The organism is Pseudactinotalea sp. HY160, from assembly GCF_009372055.1.
Classification (GTDB): Bacteria; Actinomycetota; Actinomycetes; order Actinomycetales; family Beutenbergiaceae; genus HY158.
Map to the genome: position 1 here is coordinate 21,627 of NZ_WHMT01000012.1, position 23,686 is coordinate 45,312.

Annotated in this window: 19 protein-coding genes and 1 pseudogene; 4 read left to right on the forward strand and 16 right to left on the reverse strand. The window is 70.2% G+C overall.

All coding sequences use genetic code 11. The features are described from left to right. Positions 1 to 34 precede the first annotated feature (34 nt). Entirely contained in the window at positions 35 to 1,039 is a 1,005-nt protein-coding gene (locus GCG21_RS11510) for a LacI family DNA-binding transcriptional regulator (RefSeq protein WP_370517472.1), read from the forward strand. 81 nt (positions 1,040 to 1,120) lie between these two features. Here GCG21_RS11510 and GCG21_RS11515 read toward each other — a convergent pair whose 3' ends face one another. Continuing rightward, positions 1,121 to 1,663, reverse strand: a complete 543-nt coding sequence (locus tag GCG21_RS11515) for a TetR/AcrR family transcriptional regulator (protein WP_370517473.1) — start codon at positions 1,661 to 1,663, stop codon at positions 1,121 to 1,123. A 167-nt stretch (positions 1,664 to 1,830) separates the two neighbouring features. On the opposite strand from GCG21_RS11515, the gene GCG21_RS11520 reads away from it, so the two are divergent. Continuing rightward, positions 1,831 to 2,391 (forward strand): DUF1772 domain-containing protein, encoded by a 561-nt coding sequence (locus GCG21_RS11520; protein WP_152909835.1) that lies wholly within the window; start codon positions 1,831 to 1,833, stop codon positions 2,389 to 2,391. A 182-nt stretch (positions 2,392 to 2,573) separates the two neighbouring features. On the opposite strand, the gene GCG21_RS11525 is transcribed toward GCG21_RS11520, so the two are convergent. The 6 genes and pseudogenes from GCG21_RS11525 to GCG21_RS11550 all read right to left on the reverse strand — a co-directional run bounded on the left by GCG21_RS11525 (position 2,574) and on the right by GCG21_RS11550 (position 13,765). Next, positions 2,574 to 3,302, reverse strand: coding sequence for a YggS family pyridoxal phosphate-dependent enzyme (locus tag GCG21_RS11525; RefSeq protein WP_227993712.1), 729 nt, complete (start codon positions 3,300 to 3,302; stop codon positions 2,574 to 2,576). Between the two features lie 148 nt (positions 3,303 to 3,450). Further along, positions 3,451 to 4,305 carry an aldo/keto reductase gene (locus GCG21_RS11530; protein WP_152909837.1) on the reverse strand — a complete coding sequence of 285 codons (855 nt, stop codon included), beginning with the start codon at positions 4,303 to 4,305 and terminating at the stop codon, positions 3,451 to 3,453. An 83-nt stretch (positions 4,306 to 4,388) separates the two neighbouring features. Next, on the reverse strand, positions 4,389 to 7,364 hold the full coding sequence (locus GCG21_RS11535) for a hypothetical protein (RefSeq protein WP_152909838.1): 2,976 nt from the start codon (positions 7,362 to 7,364) through the stop codon (positions 4,389 to 4,391). A gap of 2,186 nt (positions 7,365 to 9,550) precedes the next feature. Continuing rightward, positions 9,551 to 10,654 (reverse strand): annotated as a pseudogene (locus GCG21_RS17300) (tubulin-like doman-containing protein); the annotation flags it as partial. Positions 10,655 to 10,700: 46 nt separating this feature from the next. After that, complete coding sequence (locus GCG21_RS11545; protein WP_194165058.1) at positions 10,701 to 12,902, reverse strand: hypothetical protein; 2,202 nt, start codon at positions 12,900 to 12,902, stop codon at positions 10,701 to 10,703. Between the two features lie 542 nt (positions 12,903 to 13,444). After that, entirely contained in the window at positions 13,445 to 13,765 is a 321-nt protein-coding gene (locus GCG21_RS11550) for a hypothetical protein (protein WP_152909841.1), read from the reverse strand. A gap of 549 nt (positions 13,766 to 14,314) precedes the next feature. Between GCG21_RS11550 and GCG21_RS11555 the strand changes: the two genes are divergently transcribed. Then, positions 14,315 to 14,899 (forward strand): HNH endonuclease family protein, encoded by a 585-nt coding sequence (locus tag GCG21_RS11555; RefSeq protein ID WP_227993713.1) that lies wholly within the window; start codon positions 14,315 to 14,317, stop codon positions 14,897 to 14,899. An 80-nt stretch (positions 14,900 to 14,979) separates the two neighbouring features. Here the strand turns inward: GCG21_RS11555 and GCG21_RS11560 are convergent, their stop codons facing one another. The 9 genes from GCG21_RS11560 to GCG21_RS11605 form a co-directional block, all read right to left on the reverse strand. Beyond that, positions 14,980 to 15,930 carry a DUF808 domain-containing protein gene (locus GCG21_RS11560; RefSeq protein WP_370517474.1) on the reverse strand — a complete coding sequence of 317 codons (951 nt, stop codon included), beginning with the start codon at positions 15,928 to 15,930 and terminating at the stop codon, positions 14,980 to 14,982. A gap of 79 nt (positions 15,931 to 16,009) precedes the next feature. Next, positions 16,010 to 17,614, reverse strand: coding sequence for a sodium:proton antiporter (locus tag GCG21_RS11565; protein ID WP_152909843.1), 1,605 nt, complete (start codon positions 17,612 to 17,614; stop codon positions 16,010 to 16,012). A gap of 112 nt (positions 17,615 to 17,726) precedes the next feature. Further along, the gene (locus GCG21_RS11570) at positions 17,727 to 18,365 is read right to left on the reverse strand and encodes an HAD-IA family hydrolase (protein ID WP_152909844.1); all 639 of its coding nucleotides are present in this window, start codon (positions 18,363 to 18,365) and stop codon (positions 17,727 to 17,729) included. A 152-nt stretch (positions 18,366 to 18,517) separates the two neighbouring features. Further along, positions 18,518 to 19,108: a recombinase family protein gene (locus GCG21_RS11575; protein WP_152909845.1), complete on the reverse strand. Its 591-nt coding sequence runs from the start codon at positions 19,106 to 19,108 to the stop codon at positions 18,518 to 18,520. Positions 19,109 to 19,115: 7 nt separating this feature from the next. Continuing rightward, positions 19,116 to 19,820, reverse strand: a complete 705-nt coding sequence (locus tag GCG21_RS11580) for a nucleotidyl transferase AbiEii/AbiGii toxin family protein (RefSeq protein WP_153878242.1) — start codon at positions 19,818 to 19,820, stop codon at positions 19,116 to 19,118. Then, a complete protein-coding gene (locus GCG21_RS17305) occupies positions 19,817 to 20,368 on the reverse strand; it encodes a hypothetical protein (RefSeq protein ID WP_370517475.1) in 552 nt (183 codons plus the stop codon). The genes GCG21_RS11580 and GCG21_RS17305 overlap by 4 nt, the downstream gene beginning before the upstream one ends. Positions 20,369 to 20,918: 550 nt before the next feature. Beyond that, a complete protein-coding gene (locus GCG21_RS11595) occupies positions 20,919 to 21,332 on the reverse strand; it encodes a VOC family protein (RefSeq protein ID WP_152909846.1) in 414 nt (137 codons plus the stop codon). Beyond that, complete coding sequence (locus GCG21_RS11600) at positions 21,329 to 22,210, reverse strand: helix-turn-helix domain-containing protein (protein ID WP_152909847.1); 882 nt, start codon at positions 22,208 to 22,210, stop codon at positions 21,329 to 21,331. The genes GCG21_RS11595 and GCG21_RS11600 overlap by 4 nt, the downstream gene beginning before the upstream one ends. Before the next feature lie 98 nt (positions 22,211 to 22,308). After that, positions 22,309 to 22,962: a HEAT repeat domain-containing protein gene (locus GCG21_RS11605; protein WP_152909848.1), complete on the reverse strand. Its 654-nt coding sequence runs from the start codon at positions 22,960 to 22,962 to the stop codon at positions 22,309 to 22,311. Positions 22,963 to 23,082: 120 nt separating this feature from the next. On the opposite strand from GCG21_RS11605, the gene GCG21_RS11610 reads away from it, so the two are divergent. Beyond that, positions 23,083 to 23,664: a dihydrofolate reductase family protein gene (locus tag GCG21_RS11610; protein ID WP_152909849.1), complete on the forward strand. Its 582-nt coding sequence runs from the start codon at positions 23,083 to 23,085 to the stop codon at positions 23,662 to 23,664. Positions 23,665 to 23,686 lie beyond the last annotated feature (22 nt).

The window sequence follows — 23,686 nt, forward strand, 5'->3', positions numbered from 1 at the left end:
CGGGCGAGAGGAGTTCGAGGCAGATGGAGGCGGCGTGGCGACGTTGAACGATGTGGCGATCCGGGCGGGGGTCTCCAAGGCGACCGCCTCGCGCGCGCTCAATCACCCGGCCCTCGTGGCGCCGGCGACGGCCGAGCGGGTGCGCGTGGCGGCCCGGGAGTTGGACTTCGTGCCGAACCGGCTGGCCCGGCAGCTGGCGCTGGGCCGCACCGGGATCGTCTCGATGCTCTTCCCCACCCTGAGCAACGCCTTCTTCACGCCGATCATCGCCGGGGCGCAGGATCGGGCGGAGGAGCTGGGGCTCTACCTCACCGTGACGGCCCAGCCGCTCGCGGCGGCCGCCGAACTGTCGCACCTGGCCGATCTCGCGCGTCAGGTCGACGGCTTCGTGGTCGTGGCTCCGCGCGGGGACGACGCCCTGGTCACCCGGGCGATGGCGTTGCGGCCCTCCGTGCTCGTCGATCGTGAGATCGACGGGCACACCTCCGTCGTGGCCGACACGGCGAGCGCGTTCGCCGCCTTGATGCGCGGGCTGGCGGCCGCGGGGCACCGCCGGGTCGTGTTCATCGGCGGTCCGGACCGGTCGTGGCAGAACGTGCAGCGCACGCGCGCGATCGAGCACGCGGCCCGCACGGGCGGGGTCGACATCACCGTGCTCGGGCCCGCCGAACCGAACTTCCTCGTGGGTCAGTCGCTGGCGCAGGAGGTGCGCGCCAGCGGCGCCACCGCCGTGCTGCCGTATGCGGCCGATCTCGGTCTCGGCGTGCTCTTCGAGCTCGTGCGCTCCGGCCACAGCACGCTCGGGCCCGCGTCGTCCTCACCCGGCCTGATCGAGGTCGTCGGCGTGCCGGATTCACCGGCCGTCGCCGTCGACGGGCACGCCCTGGGCAGGGAGGCGCTCGACCGGCTGCACGAGCGCCTGGCCGAGGACCCGCACGGGTCGCCTCCCGCCTCGACGCAGCAGCGGCTTCCGGTGCCGATCAGCCAGGCGGGCCCCCACCCGACCCACTCCCCCTCCCCCGCGCACAGCCCGGGTTGACGAGCCGACCGCGCGATTCTGTGCGGGTGGTGGCCGGCCGGAGCTCGACGGAATGCCGCGTTCGGCCGGCCGGCCGCGCCCTCACCCTGCCGAGGGCGGGTCCCACAGCCGGAGGAAGCGCTCGAGCGCGGCGGTCGCCGCGGCGGTCTCGCCGGTGGCCAGCACGTCGACCAGGAGCCCCCGCACGACCGCGACGGCCAGGCGCAGGTCGTCGGCTCCGATCGTCCAGCCGCCGGCCTCGGCCGCCCGGGCGCCCGCCTCGAGCCATGGTGCCGTCGGGTCGTCCTCCGCGCTCGGGTAGCGCGCGCTCGAGGAGAGGGACTCGAAGTAGAGGCGCACATACGGGCGCCACTGCGGTGAGGAGACGCGCACCCAGAGGCCGCGCACCAGGTCGGCCGGGCCGTCGGCGCCCGCGACGAGGCCGGCCAGGAGTGCGCGTTCGCGTTCATCCACCTCGGCGCTGATCGCCGCGACCAGGCCCTCCCGGGAGCCGAAGTGGTAGAGGAGCATGCGGTGGCTCGTGCCGACGGCGCCGGCCAGCTCGCGCAGGCTGCGGCCGGCCATGCCGTGCTCGGCGATCTCGTCGACCACCGTCGACAGCAGCCGGTCTCGTGCCTCGCTCACGATGGGCCATCGTAGCGACCGGGCGGCCCCTCACAGGCGCAGCCGGTGCCAGGGCGGCGATCTCGGGCCGCTCGGAAAACCCCTCGCCGGCACCGGCACGCAGATGTACCGTTTGGAACAGATCGTGGCAGCAGCCGCGGCCCCAGCCTCCTCGAAGGGAGTTCCACATGACGACTCACGCCGCCTCGACCACCATCCGGGCCCTGCACGGGCTCGCCCTCCTCAGCGCCACCCTCGTGTTCGGGCTGACGCTCGGCCACGTCCTGCAGGCCCCGGGGAGCCTGGGCCTCGACGGCACCGCCTGGCTGGCGGTCATGCACACCTCCTACGGCGGCTTCGCGGTGGTCGGCGGGATCGCCGAGGTGCTCGGCCTCGTCACCGCCGCCTGGGCCGCGGTCGCGGCATCGCGGCGCCGGCAGGCCGGGGCGGCGACCGGGTTCGCCGTCGCCGCCGTGGCGATGGCCGGCACGCTCGTCTCCTACTGGCTGGGAAACCGGCCGGTCAACTCGTTGGTGGCGGCCTGGACCCCGGACACGCTCCCATCCGATTGGGAGGCGTACCGCTCGACGTGGGAGACGGCCCATGCGGTCTCGGCCGGACTGAGCGCGATCGCATTCGTCGCACTCGCGCTCGTGCTGCTGGCGCGCGCCTATCCGGCCCGTCGCGGACGGAACTGGCAGCCCCGGGGCAGACTCGTGCCGGATGAGGGTGGCTCCACCCCCCTGTGAGAGGGTCAGGACAACCCTCATGATGGCGCCCGCCGGATGAGGGTGGCCCCAACCCCCTGTGAGAGGGTCAGGACAACCCTCATGATGGCGACCGCCGATGAGGGTGGCCCCAACCCCCGCTGGGAGGGTCAGGACAACCCTCATGGTCTGTCTCGGCGACGGCGCCGATGGGGTCTGGCGACTCAGCCCTGCGCGGGCGGCCAGTAGTGGGAGTCGGGGGTGGCGCGGGCACCGAAGATCGCCCGCCCCACGCGCACGCAGGTCGCGCCCTCCTCGATCGCGAGCTCGAAGTCGCCGCTCATGCCCATCGAGAGCTCGCCGGGGCCGATGAGATCGGGATCGCTCTCGCGGGCGCGGTCGCGCAGCGTGCGCAGCAGCCGGAAGCACTCGCGCACGCGGGCCTCCTCGGCGGAGAAGACCGCGAGCGTCATGAGCCCGCGTGCCCGCAGCGAGGAATAGGCCCGAAGCTCGGCGAGGAAGCCGGGCAGCTCCTCCGGCACGAGTCCGAACTTGGACTCCTCGGCGGAGGTGTTCACCTGCACGTAGACGTCGAGCCCCCGCCCGGCCGCCTGGAGCCGGCGATCGAGCGCGGCGGCCTGACGCACGTTGTCGAGCGCCTGGAACTCGGCGGCGAAGGCGGCCACGTCCTTTGCCTTATTCGTCTGCAGGTGCCCGATCACGGCCCACGACACGTCGAGATCCGCCAGCGCCTGCCACTTGCGCTTGGCCTCCTGCACCTTGTTCTCCCCGAGCCGGTGGCAGCCGGCCGCCACGGCCTCGTGCAGGCGCTCCTCGGGCACCGTCTTGGAGACCGGCAGGAGCCGGACGTCGGCCGGGTCTCGACCGGTCCGGCGCGCGGCCTCCTCGATTCTCCGCTCGACGGCCCGCAGGTTCGCCACCAATTCCGACATCGACTCCCTTTCGCAACGACGACTTCCCCCCATTATCCCGGACCGGAACCACCGGCTCCCCCGACGGTCGTGCGAGCCGGGCCGGCCACGCCACCGGGCCGGCTGAGCCGGCCGTCTCAGCGGGCCTCCTGGGCGGGGCGAGCCGCGCTCAGGAGGCGGCGTCGAGCGGGACGAGCGCTGCGTCGTCCAGAATCACGCCGGCGGCGGCCACGTTCTCCTCGAGGTGGGCCACGGAGCCCGTGCCGGGGATGGGCAGCATCATCGGCGAGCGCTGGAGCAGCCAGCCGAGGGCCACCTGGGAGTGGGTGACGCCGAGGCGCGTGGCCACCGCGTCGACCGCTCCCCCGGGTGCGGCGAGGCGACCGGCGTCGAGCGGGGCCCACGGGATGAACGCGATGCCGTGGTCGGTGCAGTGCTCAAGCACGCCCTCGGAGCCGCGATGCACGAGGCTGTAGCGGTTCTGCACCGAGGACACCGGGAAGTACGTCTGCGCGATGCGGATCTCCTCGACGCTCACCTCGGACAGTCCGAGCGAGCGCACCTTGCCCTCCGCCAGCAACTCGGCCATGACGCCGAACTGCTCGGCGAGCTCGACCTTCGGGTCGATCCGGTGGAGCTGGAACACGTCGAGCGCCTCGACCCGCAGCCGGCGCAGGCTCAGCTCGGCCTGCTGGCGCAGGTACTCCGCCCGGCCCACCGGGATCCACCTGTTCGGGCCGGTGCGCACCTGGCCGGCCTTCGTGGCGATCCGCAGCCCGGGCGGGTACGGGTGGAGCGCCTCGGCGAGGATCCGCTCGCTCACCTCGGGCCCGTAGGAGTCGGCGGTGTCGATGAAGTCGACGCCGAGGTCGACGGCGCGGCGCGCGACCGCGCGGGCGGTCTCGGCATCCGCGGGCTCGCCCCAGATGCCCGGGCCGGTGAGGCGCATGGCCCCGAAGCCGAGGCGGGTGACGGTGCCGAGGCCGGTGAACTCCAGTGTTCCTGCTGCGGTGATATCGCTCATGATGTCCTCAAGGCGCGCGAGCGGGGCGATATTCCGGTGGGGGCGGTAACGTCCGCGCGCGTCCTGTGCCGGCGCAAGACCATTCAGAAGAACTCGTTCTCGGTGGCTACGTTCTCCACGGACACGTCGAGGAGCCCGTGGGAATAGTCCGTCATCGGCTGGGCAGGCACCTCGGCGGAACCCGCGAAGATCGCGACCTCCTGCGGGCGCAGCCGGGTCGACAGGTCTACTCGCACCGCAGTGGCGGTATCCGAGTTCTTCGCCGCCACCCCCGGCTGATCGAGCATCGACTGGGCCTCCGCCGTCGCCTGCGCCACCGGCGGGAGCCAGATGCGCACCGCCTTGATGTAATGACGGCTCTCGCTCAGGGCCCGGGGGGTGAAGACCTCCTGCACGAGCGTCGTCTCGCTCGTGATCATCGGCAGGAAATAGAAGGGTTCCTCCTGGATGCTGCCGTCCGAGTATTTGCCGATCCGCCCGACGACCCTGTGGGGCACGTCGAGTCCACCCTGGCTGCTCAGTTCTCGGAGTCGCTCCGTGCGGCGCCCGCCGAGCCACGTGCGAACCGCGCCCGACTGCCACAGCCGGAGGAACTGGCTCCGGGCGCCCAGATCGCTGCCGGTCACATCGATGTCGACATCGAGAAATCCGGCGGTTCGGGCCCGCTGTGACCGTTCTGAGAAGTGCTCGTACCCCTCGCTGAACGCCTGATCCGCCCAGCCCTCCCGATAGATGGCCCGATAGGCGGCGACCACGAGAGCATCGTCGATGTCGAGTTGAGATTCCGCCTGGCGAGCAACCGCCATCGCCGCCGGGAGTTGGTCGATCACCTCAAGACTGAGATCCGCGTAGTGCTCCGTCACCGGGCCCCACGGCTGATGCACGACTTCGGCGATGACCTCGGCCCAGGCACGCCACCCGGCGAACAACACCCGAAGCCGCGCGAGTTGCTTGCCCTCCCAGAGGAATTGCGCGGTCTCGTGGCGCTGCTGTGCAAGCACCGTGGCGATTGCCCATTCGTAACTTCGGAACGCCTTGTAGAACGAATGGCTGGCAAAGGCCAGTATGAGCAGGCTGAACAGGACGACCACCCCGGCGGCCATGCTCACGCGCATCCAGTCGGGGTTCTCGGCGATCCACAGTGCCCATGCGACGATACCGGCAGTCACGAGCGTGCCGCCGACACTCCAGCCCCACCAGCGTCGCAGCAGCTTCTTCTTCGCGTGCTCGAGGGCATCCGTGGCCGGGGCGGTCACGTCGTGGCGCCGCTCGAGGAAGCGGCGGCGGTTCGCTTCGTGCATGCGCAATCGGCGCTCGACGTCCACGCCGACTCGCGAGAGCACGCTACGGGTGTTTTCGGCGTACCACGCGGTGAACTCCTCCTCCTTGCGGCGCAGCTCCTCCACAGTCTGCCTCGGGTCGGTGGACGTCGGGCTATCGCCGGAGTCCTCGGGCTCGGACGAATCATCCGGTGCCGATGGGTCGCCCGCCTCGGGACCGGCGACGGGATCCGGACCGAATTCGTCCGACTCCTCGGCCGTGACAGCCCCCTCGCCGTGCCCGGTCGAATACCGACCCCCATCCGAGGCTGTCTCCTCCGTCTCCGGCTCGGACACCGGTGCCGCCTCGGCGTGCTCCGCCGTCACGTATTGGCCGGTGTCGAGGGGCTCCAACGCATCGGTGGCAGCGCGTCGTCGCACCTTGAGCGCCTCGCGGTAATCGGAGAGGGCTGTGAGATCGAGTGCGTCGATCTGTGCTCCGTCGCCGCACTGGTAGCCGGTGCCCGGGGCCGGGACGACGTCCCCCGGAGCAAGGATCTCGCGCCTGCCGAATTGGACCGGTTCCTCGCCCCCCGTCATCGGGCTGCCGTCCGCGAGCGAGAAGGCGAGGTCCCGGAGCCTGATCCACGTGCTCGGGGCGGGGGGCGTGCCGCGGGTCGCCTCATAGGCGATCTCATCATCGGCCGTTCGTTGTTGCGCGGCGAGGATGCCGTGGGCGACGGAGGCCGCGTGATCGACGGCGCGAGGTCCGATCGTGACAAAGGCGCCCGCGGACGTTCCGACGATCTGGCCGGTGGCTACACGCTCCACATTCGATCGCCCCCGACTGAACGTCCACACGCCCACCGCCGCGGCGGTCCGTAGGTTAAAGCGCGCGGCGTCGAGGAGCGCGACCCCGAGCGGTTCCTTCGATGAGCGCGGGGCACCGGAATCCGGCGGGGCCGCGGCAGCCCACTCGGGGTCGGCGAGGATGGACTTGGCCGCTCGCTGTGCGATGAGATCAGGCTCGCTCGCGGGCAATCCCCAGGAGACTATCCGCGCCGCGCCGTCGGGAGCGAGGGTGGCGGGATCGAGGACACGCCGAGCGATCACGTCGATGACACGCTCTCCGACCACTGCCCGGATCGACACCCGCGCCACGACGAGGTCGCCGGGCTGGGTCGAGGAGTCGAGGGTGACCTCGTCGAATGCACCGTCCGGGATCCCACGGATGATCCCGGCCCCTGCGGCGAGGGCAGCGGCGGCGTGTCCAACGTAGTTCCGATCAGGGCGGACGAAGATCGACATCCGGTCGAGGTCAGGTCGGTCCTCGGGCGAGATCACCACGTTGGCCTCCCAGCTCGGCGCCAGGATTCGGGGATCGAGGCCCGTGACCCCAGAGGCGGGGATGACCACGACCGAGCGGTGCAATCGCGACACGTCGACGCCGGAGTGTTCGCGCGGGAGGGCGTCGCGCATCGCCTGGCCGATCCTGATGCCCAGTTCGGTGAGTTCCCGCGCGTTGACACCCGAGACCGTCGCGAGATGCGCCACGACGAGTCGAAGCAGGCGGAGCCGGTACTTGCCCAGGTAGGTGAAGAGATCGACCTGACGTTCTCCGTCGACCTCGAGCAAAGTCGCAGTCACCCTCATCGGCATGCCGGGTTCGTCGATCACGTCCTCGCCGCCGACCCACAGCGACGGGCCGATGATGCCCTGGCTGACCCAGGACGCGGCTAGCGCGCGGACGTCCGTCGCAACGCTCGAGCTGCCGGCGACGATGACGCTGATGTTCTCCACTACAGGAACACTCCCTCATCGTCGACGAACGAGTCCACGGAACGATAGAGGTCGCGCAGCACTGACCGGATGGCATGCTGCAGATCGAAGGATCCCGGAAAACCAAGCAGGTCATGGGACTGCTCCTGGGTGGCGAAGTGTCGGTCGAACCCGGCCGCGACTCCCTCGATATGGGACCTGATCGCCGTCTGCCGCTCCGCCGCGGTGGCGAGGTCGCGCTCGGTGTCCTGGCTCCGGGCCCCGTCCTGGATCCAGTTCTTCAGTTCGGTGGGAATCTTCGAGGTCACGCCTTCGCCGAGATCGAGCAGCCGGAAGTACGGGCGCATCGGCTCAAGCGACTCCTCGTCGTTCACCCGCAGGAGGGTGAGCGAGAGTGACTCAAGCACCTCCGGGAGTGCCTCGGCGCCCTCGCCATCGCCGGAGAGCAGTGGGCTCTCGAACGGGATGAACCCGGCTGGTCCGGACGTACCGGCCGGCACGTGGATCTGTAGCGGCCGACTCTGCACCTGCTTGAGCAGGCCCGCCACGAACCAGCCCCGGATCATGGCCGTGAGCGAGACCGGGTGGAGCGGGAGCGATTCCGGCAGGGGGCGTGCCCGGCGCCAGCGCCAGAACTCCTCCCGATCGACGTCCGTGACCTTCTTCGAACCCCAATCGCTCGCGATCGGGCGCATGAGGCTGTCGAAGACGACCGGTTCGTACGGCTCCGCAAGCACGGTGAACACGTCGATGAACCCAACCTCGGAATCTGAGAACGCCTGTTCGACGCCCGGCCCAGCCTCCTTACGCGCCTCGAGGATCCGCATAAGCGCGGCCCGCGCTGGTGACCGTTCGGGCAACGGGATCTCGCTGAACTGGCGCGAGTAGCGGATCTCGCGACTATGCACCCGGGTGAGGACGGAGGTGTTGATGTTGACGAGCGGGGCTCCGGCGTTGAGTGCCGCGAGGAATTGCCCCTCGAAGCGACGAAGCCGCTCCGCGTGATCCTTCGGCGCGACGGAATCCGAGAGATAGCTGCGCAACCCCTCCTGCATATACCGGCCGATCGTGGTGCCGGGACTCTGAATCCAGGCCACGGCCCGCTCATGGATGTCGTGCACGGAACTCGCCATCGATATCGCGGCACGGCTCGGTCCCGCCGCGACACTCCGCTGGAAGCGCGGATCGGTGGGAACCCAGCGCCGCGCAATTGTGATCGCCCGTTGGTTCGCGGGATCCGGCGCCCCGAGCAGCACCTGCCGCTCCGCGGAGTCGCGCGCCTCCTGCTCCCGATCGAGGCCGACCGTTCGGCTGATCAACGATCCGAGTGTGGCAGGGAACGTCTCCACATCCTCGAGCAGGAATTCGTTTGGGGCGGGCTTGAGGCGCCCGGGGATGATGTCGCCCTGTGGCCAACTCGAAACCACGGAACCGCGACCGTCTGATCCGCTTGCAAGCTCATTCTGAAGCCCCTCAACTCCGTGGTCGATGGCCTCGGTGAGTGGCTCGAGGAAGTTCGTGGTGAGGTCGGCGATGAGAACGAGGGCGATCTCCCGGACCTCGGCCTCCTGTTCCCACTCGAGGGTCTGAACGGCTCGGTCGGCGGCCCGGTCCACCTCGTCCTTGGTGACGTTCCGGTTCGAGCCGAGCACGCTGCCGATCTCGGTCTCGAGGTCGGACGCCCACCGGCGGCGGTGCTCTGCCTCGCTGCGAAGTTCCTGACGGACCTCGCTGAGTTCGAGACCGAGCCGCTTGAGCAGGCCGCCGGCGACCTGACCGCCATGCTTGGCCACGGCGTCGGCGGTGACGTTCGTGAGCCGCAGCTGGATATCGTCGACCCACGCCTGCGCGTTCTGCACGCGGATGGCACTCAGGTCGGCCCCGAAGCGCGCCTTCCGATCGAGCACCTCGTTGCGGATTCGCACGCGGGCGTCGTCGGTGGTGTAGCCCTTCGCCGGGGCGGCGGCACTGAGCGCATCCATAACCTGTCCGATGACGTCCCGCCCGGCCTGCTTGAGGGTCTCGTGGCTCTGCAGCGCGTCGATGATCTCGTTGCGGTCCTCGCCACGTTCGTCGAGTCCGCTCGCCATGACGAACCCGCGGAACGCGTTCGTCACCTGTTCCTGGATGAGCTGTGCCTGTGGACGCTCGTCGTTGCGGCTGCGGCGCGACTCGTGCTTATCGGTCACGACCTCGATCACGGAGCGGGCGAGGTGCTCGGAGGCATAGTCCCGGAATCGGTCGCGGCCGAGGCCCACGCGGGCCGAGCCGAGGGCTGTGAACGGAGTCTCGGTGCCGCCCGGGTGGAGGCGCAGGTGGTCCGTGACGGCCTGCGCGGTCGCGGCCCACTGCGTCTGTGTATAGGCGGAGAGGCGATCCTGCAGGCTGGCGCTCGCGACCCAGGAGGCAATCGAGCGGCCGATCGCCCGGTAGACGTCGTTCTGGGTCTTGTACGTGACGAATTCGTTGCGCGCACCGACGAGGAACGGGAAGCGAGGGCCGAGCCGCCGGCTCGAGCCGGTTGAGATTCCCGCAGCCTGGAACAGCTCGCTCGTACTCGAGCTCGGACCGTCGGTGCTCCAATAGCCGTTCATCAACTCCGCCAACGCACCGAGCGAATTCGGTCTGACGCCGCGCCGAAGGCTCTCCTCAAGGTCGTCGAAGACGTCCGGGCAATAGAGGATACCGACGCTCTCGTTCGCCCACTTGTCGCCGAGTGAACGGATCACGTCACATACGTCGAGAATCGCGCCGCTGCCACTGCCACCCGCGATCGAACCGACGACGATCACCTGCGGATCATCGGCCACAGCCCGGGCGTCGCTGCCGAGTGCCTCGCTCAGTCGCTGGAGCTGCCCTGTGACCTCCGCGCCGGTGAGCTGGCGGCGGGCCCCACGGATCGCAGTCGCGATCCGTGGCAACTGTGACAATCCGATGACCCGGCCGAGCGCCCGGTATTGCCCGGCCCCTTTGCTGGCGGGAACGTGGACCTTGTCCGGATCCGGTCGCCAGCCTCCGAGCGCACCCCGCGCCTCCTTGCCCGCCGCCTGGACGAGCGCGTCGTCCAGGGTGCGATAGTCGATGCCGGAACTGACGAGCCCCTGGTACGAGCGCTCGGGCAGCTGCCGCGGCAGGTCGCGTTCGTTGCCGTCTGCGGTCGTCGGCACGTCGATGTGGAGGAACTGCCAGGAGTCGGGGATTCCGTCGTTCCAGCCGGCCTGGGAGAGCCGCCGCTCGAGGTCCTCACGAACCACGCGCAGGGTCTTTCCACCAGAGCCGCCGACGCCGACGAGCAAGAAGGGACGAAGCATGTATTTTCCTTGGACTATGGGGGCGGACTAGGGAACGGAACGGACGCTAGCGCCGCGGGGGTGGGGGCGGGGGTACCTGGGCGGGCGGGGGGTGCGGTCTATCGCCGTCGCTACGCGCCGGGGTCCGCGGCGGTGCCGCATCGTGGGACGCCGGTGTGGCGCCGCGCGGTGGCGGAGCGCCTGGGCCCGAACGGGGTGGTGGCGGTGCGGACGCCGCGGCCGGATCCGTGTGGTCGCGCGGGGTGGGCGCATTGCCCGCAGCGGGCGTTCGTCCGCGACGGTCGGCGCCGGTTCGTGACCCGGCGGCGAGATCGGCCTGCTTCCCCGCTGGTCGGGACAACGCCTCCCACGCCTCATGGGCACGAGTGACCTCGGCGCTCCAGTTCACCCGCGCCAGTTCGGCCAATCGATCAGGCAGGAGCTGTGCCACGGTGGACGTGTCGCCGGGGTCGATCACGAGGAGGAGGGTGCCCGCGATGGTCTCCGGAGCGGCTCCCGCGAGTGGCCGTTCGGTGAGGATTACAAAGCCCACGCTGCCGGGGAAGTCAGTAAGCCGCTCAGCCGGGTCGGTTGTGCTGCGGGGGTTGTGTGTCACGGGTACCGCCGTACCGTGCGCGCCCCGGACCAGCGCGCGTGGTTCGGCCAGCGGGAAGATCGGGAACTTCACCCTGTGCTCGACGGGACCCGCCGTGAACTCCATGAGCCGGCCCCGCGCCGACGGCGACAGCGCGCGAAATTCCGCCGGCGACACGAGTTCGGGGGCGTCGTCCCGACGTCGTGGCCCGGAGGCCCCGACGGTGACCGGCACCGAGACATACTTCGCGAAGCGGCCGAGCCGATAGCTGCCGTACCACCGCCGGGTCACCACGGCTGTTGCCCATGCGCAGAGCAGGGCGCCGAGCACGAGAAGTAGGAGAAGTCCGAGCGCAGTCGTAGGGTTGATGGGCCGGATCATCGTGGCGGTCACCGGTACGTCCACGGCGATGGGTTCGCCCGGATCGACCCCGTGGAGTTGCACGGGCAGAGTCCCGGCGACCCGCCCGTCGGCCACGTCCGCGACGTCGAGCCTCACCGGGATTTCGACAGTCGCGCCCGCGTCCACGTCGGCGCAGTCGACGTCCGGGGCCAGAGAGACGCTCCCGGCGGCCGCGGGGGCCATCAACTCGGCCGCGCCGAAGCAGACTCGCGTCCCTCCCCGTTCCGCGCCGGTCACCGTCAGGACCGCCTCGGCCGACGTGCTGCCCTCCATGCGCCCCAAGTCCAGCTGTGCCGGAGCCAACGTCGGGAAGGACGGCGGAAACTCGGTAGTGAGTTGACGCTCGACGCGAATCGGCCCGAGCTCGATCCCATGCGGAGCAGTAACCGCCGAGACGCTCCCATGCACCTGCATGGACGTGACGGCCGCATCCACCGGAACCGCAACGTCGGCTGTCCAGCCCTCGCCCGTCGGCGCGAATATCGTCTCAATGCCGTCGATCCCCGCGACTAGATCTGCGGATTCGTAGGCCGACAGGTCGATCGGAGCACCGGCTGCATCGCGCACCACGATCGTCACCGGGCTCGACTCGCCGATCACCACTCCGGCCGGCGCCTCGACTGTGAGGGTCACGTCCCAGAAGTAGTAGAGATCGACCAGGGCCGTGACGCTCGGGTCGGTGATGAGCGTCCACACGCCTGTCGCCTCGGCGCCGCCCGAGGTCGCTACGTCGACGGTCTGCAGGGAGCCGCTCTCCAGCAGACTGGTGGTCGCGCCCGAGATGCTCGAGACCCGTGAATCGAGCACCGTGGTCGTGCCGTCCGGGGCGGCCAACTGGAGGTCCGGTGCGCCCGGGTCCACCTCGACCACGAGCCGAAAGCCGCCTACACCGGGATCCACCGGGATCTGCAGGCGCCCGTCGACGCAGTCCGAATCCGGGCAGTTGAATGATTCACCCGGTGTCAGGCCCTCGAGCAATGCGCCCATCTGTGCGAAGAGCCTGTTGAGCGCGTTCGCATCCTCGGCATTGAGGAACGCGCCATTGGTGACGTTCGCCGGAACAGGCGTCGTACCGCAGGATTCCGTTCCAGCAACGCCCTCGGCGATCGCTTGCAGCCGGTTGCGGTCAAGATCGTCCGTGGCGGCTTGCCCCTCCGACGTCATGAGGCCCATAGCGATGATCGCGACGCCGTCAGCACGGACGCCGTCGACGATCTTCCCCGGGCGGCAGAGGTCTTCGCGGGCCGCGTCGGTTGCCGGTGCGTCCCCCACTCCGTCGACGTCCAGCCGGCCGTCCGTGAGCCAGAGCACCATCTTGCACGAGGAGCCATCGACCTCAGTGCTGCGTCGGGCGAGCGAGTTCTGGGCGCCCGAGAGCGCCTTCCGGTAGTCGGTGAGGTTGGAACGATCACGACCGGGGAGTTCCGACTCGGCGGCCGCACGGAGCTTCTCGAGGTGCGCACCTTCGGCCACGACCGCGCCCCAGCCCACAAGTTCGGTGAATTCGTCCCCGAACACGGCGAGGTTCGCCTCGACGTCGAGCTCGGTGCGCTCCCCCAGGCGTGCGAGCGAGTCGAGCGCGGTGAGCACCGCTCCGACACGCCGCGCCTCCGGGTCCGTCAGCCGCAGACTGAGCGACTCGTCGACTACGATAGCCGCGAGAAGCGTGCCGGATTCCGCCGTACATGCGGCAAGCTCGGAGAAGCTCTGGGAGCCTGGCTCGCTCAGGTCGGTGGCGGCAGTGGCGGCCGTCCCGGCCGCGCCGACGAGGACTGCTGCCAGTACGATCGACGCCACTCGCCGAATCCACCGGCTCACCACTTCGCCACCTCGATGGCAACCTGGACCGCACAGATGATGCCGGCGAGGACACCGATCACGGTGAGGCATGACATGACCCGGTCAGCCATCGGATTCGGGCGAAACCGCCGGCTCCGGCGCGAGGCCTTCTCACCTCGGTAGAACGACATGAGACCCACGGTGAGGAGGGCCCCAAATACATAGCCAGCGACTGAACACCACCACGGAAGTGTCCCGAATCCGAGCACCGTGAGAATAACTGCCGCAACCACTGTGAGGCCTGTGAGGAACACAGGTCTGAGCGGCACCCCTATGGCTCCTTCGTACGTCGCCACGCTTCTCCCAGCCCCCATCCCATCCTCACGCCTATCAACTATGACTTCCGCGGGACCGGTTCAACCGATCGGCCCTCAGCTCCTCATAGTAGCGAAGTCTCCGTGACTACTCAGACAGCTTCCATCACGGAGATGTCTCTGTTGGACGATGTGAGCGGCAAGCCGCCTCTATCGCGTTTCCCGGGCATCGCGATCATTGCGGATGTGCCATGATCAGTCTTCATGGCTCCGTCCTCGACCGGTCCGCTACCGCCTCCCCCGCCTCCTCGTACCAGCGCCGCGACAGCGGACCTGCCGCTACGACCTGCGCGGCGAGGGAGCGCGAGGCGCTGGATCGTGCTCGCATCCGCGATCTCGGGCCTGCTCATTTCGGCCGTCGCCATTTTCTTGTCGGGACTGCCTGTCACGTCGTCACCCGCTGCGATGGGTGCCCCTTCTGCACCATCCCAAACATCCACAGGTCAGCCCGATGCTCCGTCATCGGCCCCGCAGACCGAGCATCCGTCAGACCCGGAGTCGGGCCGCGGGTCGACACGGGATCGGTTGGCATTGGACGCCCTCGAACGTCTCACCGTCGCAGCGCACGCCGCGTCCTCGGACTACGAGCGGGATGCGTTTTCGTACCGCTCATACGACCAAGATCGAAACGGCTGTGACATACGAAACGACGTTCTCCGGCGTGACCTCGACGACATCACGATTCGTGCCGGCACCAATGGATGTACGGTCCAGACGGGGCTACTCCACGACCCCTACACGGGGGCTACCATCGATTTCGAGCGCGGCGCCGCCACATCCGGCGACGTTCAGATCGACCACGTGGTCGCCCTGGCAAACGCCTGGGCCACAGGCGCCGACACTTGGAAGAGCGAGGTCCTGCAGGAGTTTGGTAACGACCCGCTGAATCTGCTGGCTGTACAAGGAGCCGCGAATCAGCAGAAGGGGGCACACGATGCTGCAAGCTGGTTACCTGACATGGAAGATTTTCAATGCGAGTTCGTCGCACGGCAGGTCGCCGTCAAACTCGCCTACGAGTTGACTGTCACCATGGAGGAACGCTCGGCAATGCGCGACGTCCTGAGCACCTGCCCGGATGAGCCGCTGCCAACGGCGGCCGAGACTGCGACCCCGTAGCCCCCGAGATACGTTCCCTTCCGTGCGATTCGCGAACCAACGCGACTCCGACGTCCAGCGTAAGCGATTCCTGTGTCGGTTCAGTGGGTCTGCTCGCCCGCGAGGCTTGGCTTTCCGAGCAGTCGCCCGATCGCGCCCACGACGACGACGATCACCGCTCCCCACACCAGGCCGGCGACGGCGGAGAGGGCCGAGTCGATGATCCAGGTGAGCGCGCCCGGCCCGCCGACGGCCTCGGTCGCCGCGACGACCACGTGGTGCGGGCCGGTCCAGCCGACCTCGGCCAGGTTCGTCACGAGGATGTGGCCGCCGACCCAGAGCATCGCGACGATCCCGACGACCGTGATGAGGGAGAAGACCTTCGGCATCGCCCGAACGAGGCCGGCCCCGATGCTGCGGGCGAGGGCGGCGGAGCGGCGGGTGAGCCAGAGGCCGACGTCGTCCATGCGGATGAGCAGCGCGACCGCCCCGTAGACGGCGAGGGTCATGACGACCGCCACGACGACGAGCACGGCCAGGCGCATGCCCCAGCCGTCGGCGTCGATACTCGCGAGCGAGATGAGCATGATCTCGGTGGAGAGCACGAGGTCGGTGCGCACGGCGCCGGCGACGATCTTGTCCTCGTCGGCCGCCGGACGCTCGAGCACCTCGGCGGCCGACGCCTTCGGGGCGTGCCGGCTGTGCAGCCAGTGCCACACGCGCTCGGCGCCCTCGTAGGCGAGGTAGGTGCCGCCGGCCAGCAGCAACCACGGGAACACCCCGGGGGCCCAGGCGCTCAGGAGCATGATGACCACGATGATCGCGGCCTTGTTGAGCAGCGAGCCGCGGGCGATCCGCCACACGACCGGCAGTTCCCGCTTCGGGCTGATCGACTGCACGTACTGGGGCGTGACCGCGGCGTCGTCGATGACCACGCCGGCGGCCTTCGAGGAGGCGCGGCCGGCGGCGGCTGCGACGTCGTCGATCGAGGAGGCGGCGGCCCGGGCGAGCACGGCGATATCGTCCAGCAGGGCGAAGAGACTTGCGGCCACGGGGGTCCTCTCGGGGGTGCGGCGCGTCGGGGTTCTCAGCGTACTGGCCCGGTGAGGTCGAGCCGACTCGGGCGGGCGATCAGCCCTCGCCGAGCAGTTCGAGGCGGACCTGTTCGGCGTCGAGCACCTCGAGGGCGCCGCTCAGCGCGGCCGAGGAGTAGCGGCCACTGTCGCGCGCGTCGAGCAGTGCGTCCCGCTGGGCCGCGAGCACGGCGAGCTGGGAGGCCGCCGCCGGCGCCCCGGCGGCGGCCTCCTCGAGCAGCTCGCGCAGCGCGCGGCGCTCGGCGGCCAGCACCACCGGGGACTCCGTGTCCGGCTTGGCCCAGCGGATGACGGCGCCGAGGGAACTGCCCTGCAGGAGCAGCGAGCCGGCCGCCACGATGAACGCGATGAGCACGAGCAGCGACCGGTGCGGGGTGTCGGCGGGGAGGGTCTGGGCGGCGGCGACCGTCACGACCCCGCGCATGCCCGCCCAGACGACCACCGTGCCCTCGCGCCACCCGAAGGGCCGGGCGAGGAAGTAGTCGATGTCGGCGGAGAGCCGCGCCACCCGGACGCGCACCCGCTCGAGGGTCCACTGCCGCCCACGCCGGCCCCGCCTGCCGTTCTCCGCCCAGCGCTCGTCCGCACCGGGTTGGGAGATGCGCTCCTGCACGGCATCGAGCCGTGGCCGCAGTCGCCGGTGGCGCCGCGCCCGCCACCCCAGCGACGCCACGAGCAGCGCGACGTACCCGGTGCGCACGGCCACGGTCACCCCGAGCGCCCCCGCCGCGGCCCCGATCGCCAGTCCATACCCGTCGTGGTCGCGGATCACCTGATCGAGGACGCCGGTGAGCTCGAGCCCCATGAGGAGGAACACCCCACCCTCGAGCAGGAGTTCGATCGTGCGCCAGTTCTGCTGCTCGGCGAGCCGATGCTGCGACGGTATCCGCCGGACGGCACCGCGGCCGGTCACGAGCCCGGCGATCACGGCCGCGAAGAGCCCCGAGCCGTGCAGCAGCTCGGCCGGCACCGAGGCGAGGAACGGCACGGTGAAGGAGAGCACCGTGCTCACCGTCGGGTCGCTCACCCGCGAGCGCACCGCCAGGTTGAGGCGACCGGCGGCGAACCCGACCGCGGCGGCCACCGCGACGGCGAGCGCGAAGGAACCGGCGACCCCGACGATCGAGACCGCGGCCGCGGTGGCTGCGATCGCCGCGCGCAACAGCACGAGCGCCGTCGCGTCGTTGAGGAGCCCCTCCCCCTCGAGCATCGTGATCACCCGGGGCGAGATTCCGGTCCGCTTGACGATCGAGGTGGCCACCGCGTCCGTCGGGCTGACGATCGCCCCGAGCGCGATCCCCCACGCGAGCGAGAGTCCCGGGATCACCCAGGTGAAGAACAGCCCGGTGAGCAGTGCGCTCACGATCACGAGCACGACCGACAGGCTGCCGATCGCCGTGAATTCGCGCCGGAAGTCCAGCGAGGGCATCGAGGCCGCAGCCGAGTACAACAGCGGCGGAAGCACCCCGGCGAGGATCCACTCCGGCGCGATCGTCACCTCGGGCACCGCCGGCACGAGGCTCACGAGGAGGCCGAGCACCACGAGCAGCAGCGGGCTGGCGACCCCGACCCGGGACGCGATGAGGGTGGCCGCCGCGATCACCAGCAGCCCGAGCACGCTCACGATCAGGAAGGCGTCCATCTTCCCCCGGTGGAGTCGACTGCCGCCTCGGGACCGGCGGCCCGTTCACGCTACAACCGCCACCCGCGCCCGCGCACGCCGATTCCCGCCCGTGGCCGGGTCGGTGCCGGGATCAGCCGAGGAACGGCAGGACCTCGGTGAGGTCGCCGATGAACGTGCCGTGCGGAACGGCCGGGGCGGGAAGTGCGGGCACGATGAGCCGGAGCGAGGCGATGCCGGCCGCGAGGGAGGCCGCGACGTCGACGTCCCGGTCGCCCACGGCGAGGCAGTCGGCGGGGTCGAGGTGGTGCCGCTCGAGCATCGCCGCGTACATCGCCGGATCCGGCTTGCGCGGGTACCCGTCCGGGGCGCAGATCAGGTCGTCCACCTCGAGGCCGCGCGCGGCCACGAGCGCCTCGGCACTGGCGCGATCTCGGTGCGTCACCACGAGGTTGAGCCCGCCCATTCGAAAGACCCGGCCCATCACCTCGCCCGCTCCCGGCATGACCGGTGGCGGAGCGTCGCGCCACCGCCGCTTCAGGGCGTCGTAGGCGCCGACGAACGCGCGGCGAGGGATGGCGAACCGCGCCGACAGCTCCGAGATCGCCCCCGCGGTGGAACTGCCGGGGCCGCCGCGGGTCAGGAACGCCACGGTGAGCGGATCCACGGTCGAGCCGTGCTCGGAGACGACGGCGGCCAGCGTGCGCTCGACGTCGGGATACGTGTCGAGCAGGGTGCCGCCCATGTCCCACAGGATGTGTCGCCCGGCCATGGACCCATCCTCGCCCATCGCGACCGGACGAGGCGGGTGTCGAGCTCGACGATGTCCGCCACCTCGCGGACCGTCGGCAGCGTCACGACCAATCACCGAAGGGTGACCGGGCTGCAGCTATCGGGAGGATGGGGAGGAACGGTCAGGACCTCCTACGACGAGACGGTCGCCTCGGCCTCGGCGTCCACCTTGGCCAGGGCTCGGGACACCGACGAGGCGCCCACGCCGAGTACCTTCGCGATGCGCGCGATGCTCTGTCCGTCGGCACGCATCCTCATCGCGGCGTCGATGCGCTCGGGCGTCATCACCGACGGCCGCCCGCCGACACGCCCCTGAGCACGAGCATGCGCCAGGCCGCGCCGGGTGTTCTCCCGGATCGTGTCGACGCGCAACTGCGCGAACACGGCGACGATGCCGAACAGCGCCCGCCCCATCGGGGTCGTCGTGTCGATATCGGGCTCGGTCAGACTCTTGATGTTCACGCCTGCCTTGTGCAGCTCATTGAGCGTCTGGATCGCCATCGTCTGGCTGCCTGCGATGCGGTCGAGGCGACGCACCATGAGGGTGTCGCCGGGACGCAGGTAGTCCAGGCACGCGAGCCACTGTGGCCGGTCCGTGACCCAGCTCGACTCGCTGTGGTCGACGAACACGCGCGCCGCGCCGGCGGCGCGCAGCTCGGCCCCCTGGGCCTCGGGGTTCTGCTCGCGCTTCGACACTCGCACGTAACCCACGAGGTTGCTCATGACGGCCTCACCTCCCCTGCCCGGTCCCGCTACCGTGGCCCGGCAGGTACGGGCCGCCGTGGCGCACCTGGGGGCCCCTCTGCAGTCCCGTCCGCGGTGGCTGGCTGGTCGCCCGAGGTGCAGCCCTCGGGAAACCATCACTCGGCCGTGAGCGCTGTAGCTCGGCCAGACGCGAGGACTCCACCTCGGCACCGTCCGACCGCCCACGCAGGTGCGCGGCCCACTGCATGCAACGCGCATTGACGGCAGACAACTGCTCGGCGCTGATGCCATACCGCTCGACGTCCAGGAGCGTCACCCTGCGCACAGCCTCCAACTGCTGGGCGAACACGCTCACCTCGAATCCAGCATCACGCGCGGCGGCCGCGCTCACCAGTTCCTCGTCAGTGAACCGACCCCACCTGCGGATCGCGTCGACGTCGAACTGGAACCCTTCGCCAGTGCTCACCGCCAAACGAGCGAAGTGCGCGGCCCGGCGGGCTTCCTCGACCTCATATCCACTCCCACGCAGGTCCGCCACCACGCGCTCGACAGCTCTCGCGAACTCGTCAGTGTCCTGCTCCGTGGTGAACAGGTCAACATCCTCGGTCGGCCGGTTGATCACGCCATGTTCACGGATCGCACCCGAGCCCGCCAGTGCGAACCCGGCCTCCGCGATGCCCGCCAACGCGATTCGGGCTACCTCCCGCTGCGCGTCGCTCTCCGCGCTCACGCACTCACCACCGCACGCAACTCGGGGAACCGAGCCTCCCACAGCTCGCGAACACGCCGCGGCAACAGCAGCCCCGGCCACACCGCCATGAGCCGGTCGCGATTGACGACGGCCACCTGGTCGGCAAGGGTACCCTCGGACAACACCGCCCGATACGCCAGACCTGCACCTCCCTCCGCATCAAGATCGACGCGGCCACAGCCCGGTGCCCATAGCACCGTGTGGGGCAGATCGACAACACCCCCGACTGGACCCTTCAAGTCCTCCAGCTTCTCTGGGACCTCATACGGCTTCACATCCCGAAAGAACACCCGCTGCTGGGGCATCGCTCGCTGACGCTCCACCGCTGCATGGGCGCGCCGGCGGTACTCCTCGGCGTCGATCGCGCCGCGGGCCTCGTCGGTCAGGTTCTCCACATCCTCGCGGTTCGGGGTCCACCCCTCGTGCCACGCGCTGGCGAGCGACTGCACCACGGCACGACGCTGGGTCTCGTCGAGCTGCGCGAACAACTCGGGCCAGCGCTCCTCGATATCGAACGTCGTAGCCACGATGGGGCTCCCCTCTCCTGGCTCTCAGACCATTCTACCGGGGCAACCGAAAACGATCTAGCGCAAGTTTCGGTGCGCATGGGTTTGGGAGATGAATTTCGATTGGCCGATGCTCGGCGAGTCGGGCCCCGATCGACGTCGCCGGCATCCGCCCCGAAAACGATCGTTGGCGGTCATACACCTCGCGGCGGTGGGCAGCGCGGCGGGCAGCAGCGGTGGCGGGCTCGACACGGTAGCTCACTGCGCCAGGTCGCGTCGTAGCTCGTCGAGACCGACGCGCGCGCCATCGTCGGCGTCGATCGCCTCGCGGTAGGCGGCAACATCCTGGGCGCAGCTCTCAGGTCGAGACCTCACTTGTCACGGTATCAATGTGTACGCATTGTCACCTATGACCGTTACCCACACAGTTCTAGCGACCCTGGGCGATCTCCCCGCCACTGGTAGGCGAGGCCCCCGTTCGGGTAGCCCGTGCGGCTCGCGTTGAGGGTACCGATCTGGACGGACGGCCCCTTGAGCGGGCCGAGGTCAGCCGGGGTGAGTGTCGTGCCGGTCAGGCGCGCGGCTCGCCGCGGTAGGGCCCGAACGACCAGCGGTTGCCCTCGGGGTCGGCGATCGCGAATTCGCGGTTGCCGTAGTCCTGGTCGGCGAGTTCGCGCAGGATCGTCACCCCGGCGGCGACGAGGCGGGCGTAGAGCTCGTCGATGTGATCGGTCACGACGTATGCCCCGAACGTGCCGGGCTCGAGGGACCATTCGCCGCCGGACTTGTGCGATCCGAGCATGATGCCGCCGCCCTCGGGCCAGTCGAGCTGGGCGTGGGCGACCGTGCCCCCGTCCTCGTAGACGGCGGTTCTGAGGAAGCCGACCGTCTCCACGAGGAACTCGATGAGAGCGTGCGCGTCCCTGGCCTGCAGTGCCGGCCAGACGGTGGGTGCAGGGGCCGAGGCGGTGTCGTCGGTGGTCATGACCGCAAGTCTTCCCCGTGGCGATGCCCGCCGGCTTGGATGTTTCCGACCTCCTCGGCGAGCCAGTCCGTGGGGCTGCAGCCGAGGAAGCCGTGGAATTCGCGCACGAGATGGGCATGGTCGAAGTAGCCGGTCTCCTGGGCGATGTCCGCCAGCCGGACCGCGCGGCCCGCCAGGACGCGGGACTGGACGATCCGGCGGGCCCGGTCGAACCGGATGAGCCGATTGACGGCCTTCGGCGTCACGCCGAACTCGGCGCGGAAGACCCTGGTGAGCTGCCGGCCGCTGAGCAGAACGTGGCGGGCGAGATCGTCCATCCGGCCCCTCCCCCGGTTCGCGACCATCCAGCGCCACGCGGCGCTCACCTCCGGGCGTGCCAGGGCGACGGACGGCGCGCGCCCCGCCCGGTCGAGCAGGTACCGCTCGACCGTCGCGAACCGTTGCGGCCAGCCCGCCTGGTCGGCGATCCGCTCCTGCAGCAGCCGGATGCCCTCGCCCAGCACGTCCGCCGCATCGGTCGAGAGATCCGACAGTTCACGCACCGGCACGCCGACGAGACGCCGCGCGGCGAGCGGGTGCAGGGCGAGCTGGATGCCCGCCTGCCGACTCGGCTGGAACACGTAGGCGGGCCGGACGTGCAGGCTGCCGAGAATGTTCTCGTACGCCCGGGCGGAGCCGTCGGCGAGGGCGCCGGCATGCTCACCGACGACGATCGGCGTATCGAGGTTGACGATCAAGGTGAGCGAGGGCGAGGGCACGCCCCGGTGGAGGGACGGCGTGGCCCCGGTGGCCCGGTACCCGACGATCGCCCCGATCACGCCCCGAAGCGGGCCGTCGACAGCGCCGTCCACGAACTCGAGCCGTGCTGGGCCGTCCATACGTCACAGTGTGGACCGGTCGGCCCGGCCCCGGTCAAGTGCCGCGCCGCCGGGACGAACCGGGAGCGCCGATCCGGGCGAACCGGCCGGGCGGGAAGTCAGGGCCCGAGGGCGACGAGCCGTCGAGCCTCGAAGATCGCCGACTCGAATCCCTCGTCGGGATCCTCGAGCAGCCGGCCGGTCGCCACCGCGTGGGTTCGGGCCGCCTCCTCGCCGCTCGTCGCGGCCGCGTCGATGGCCGGAGCAGCGCGCTCCCCGAGCGCGACGAGCGCCCGGCTCAGGCTCAGCTGGACATCCCGGCGGCCGCGCCCGAATTCGGCGGCCAGCTCGGAGGCCAGCGCCCCCTCCCCGCCGGAGGGGACGAGCACGACCGCCGCGCGCCACGCCGCCCTGGCGATCTCGTCGTCCACATCGTGCAGGAGGGAGGGCGTGATGGCACTCCACGTGGCCGGGTCGCCGATCTTGGAGAGCGTGTGGAGGGCCTGACTGCGGGCCTGGGGCTCCACCCGGTCGAGTTGCGCCAGCAGCAGCGGAACGACCGTGTGCTCCGGGTGCCGGGTGAGGGCCCACGTGAGCATGTCCCGCACGAAGAAGTCCGGCTCGAGCGCGCACTGGTCCACGAGCACCGTCAGCTGGTCGGGCTCGGGATCGGTTCCGGCGGCGAGCGCGGCCTGGAGCCGGCTCGAGGAGTCGGCGGCGGCGAAGGCATGCCGCAGCCGGGCGGCCGGATCGGGACGGTCGGTGTGAGTCATCTGTTCTCCCTTCGGGACGTCACCCTACGCAGCGCTGTCACGTCTTTTTCCGGCCGCGCCATTGTGTCCGCGCCCGCGTCGGCATAGCGTGGGGCGCCCGATCCTGGGAAGAGGAAGCCGATGGCCGGGACCTTCGTGTACTGGATGAACGTCTCACTCGACCTGCGCATCGAGCATGCCGCGGGCGAGTCCGGCGGTGGGGACTGGCTCCGCATCGACGAGTCGCTCCACCGGGTGTTCAACGAGCGGGCCCGTGAGCTCGTCGCGATGGTTCAGGGCCGGGTGGTCTACGAGATCATGGAGGGCTTCTGGCCGCGCGCCGCCGACGACGCCTCGGCGCCGGAGTACCTGCGCGAGTACGGGCGCATCTGGACGTCGGCGCCGAAGGTGCTCGTCTCGCGCACCCGCACCGAGGCCGGCCACAACACCCGGGTGATCGGATCGGACGCGATCGAGCGGCTCGCCGAACTCCGGGAGACGAGCGAGGGTCCGATCGGGATCGGCGGGGCGACGATCGCGACCCAGGTACTCGAGGCGAACCTGCTCGACGAACTGGTGCTGTTCACGCACCCCGCGATCCTCGGCGCAGGCCGCCCGCTCTTCGACCGCATGCCCGAACCGCTCGGGCTCGACCTGCTCGAGGAGCGCGCCTGCTCCCAGGGTGTCGTTCTCCACCGGTACGCCGTGCGCAAGCGGCCGTGACGGCCGAGCCGGGGCCCGCGGG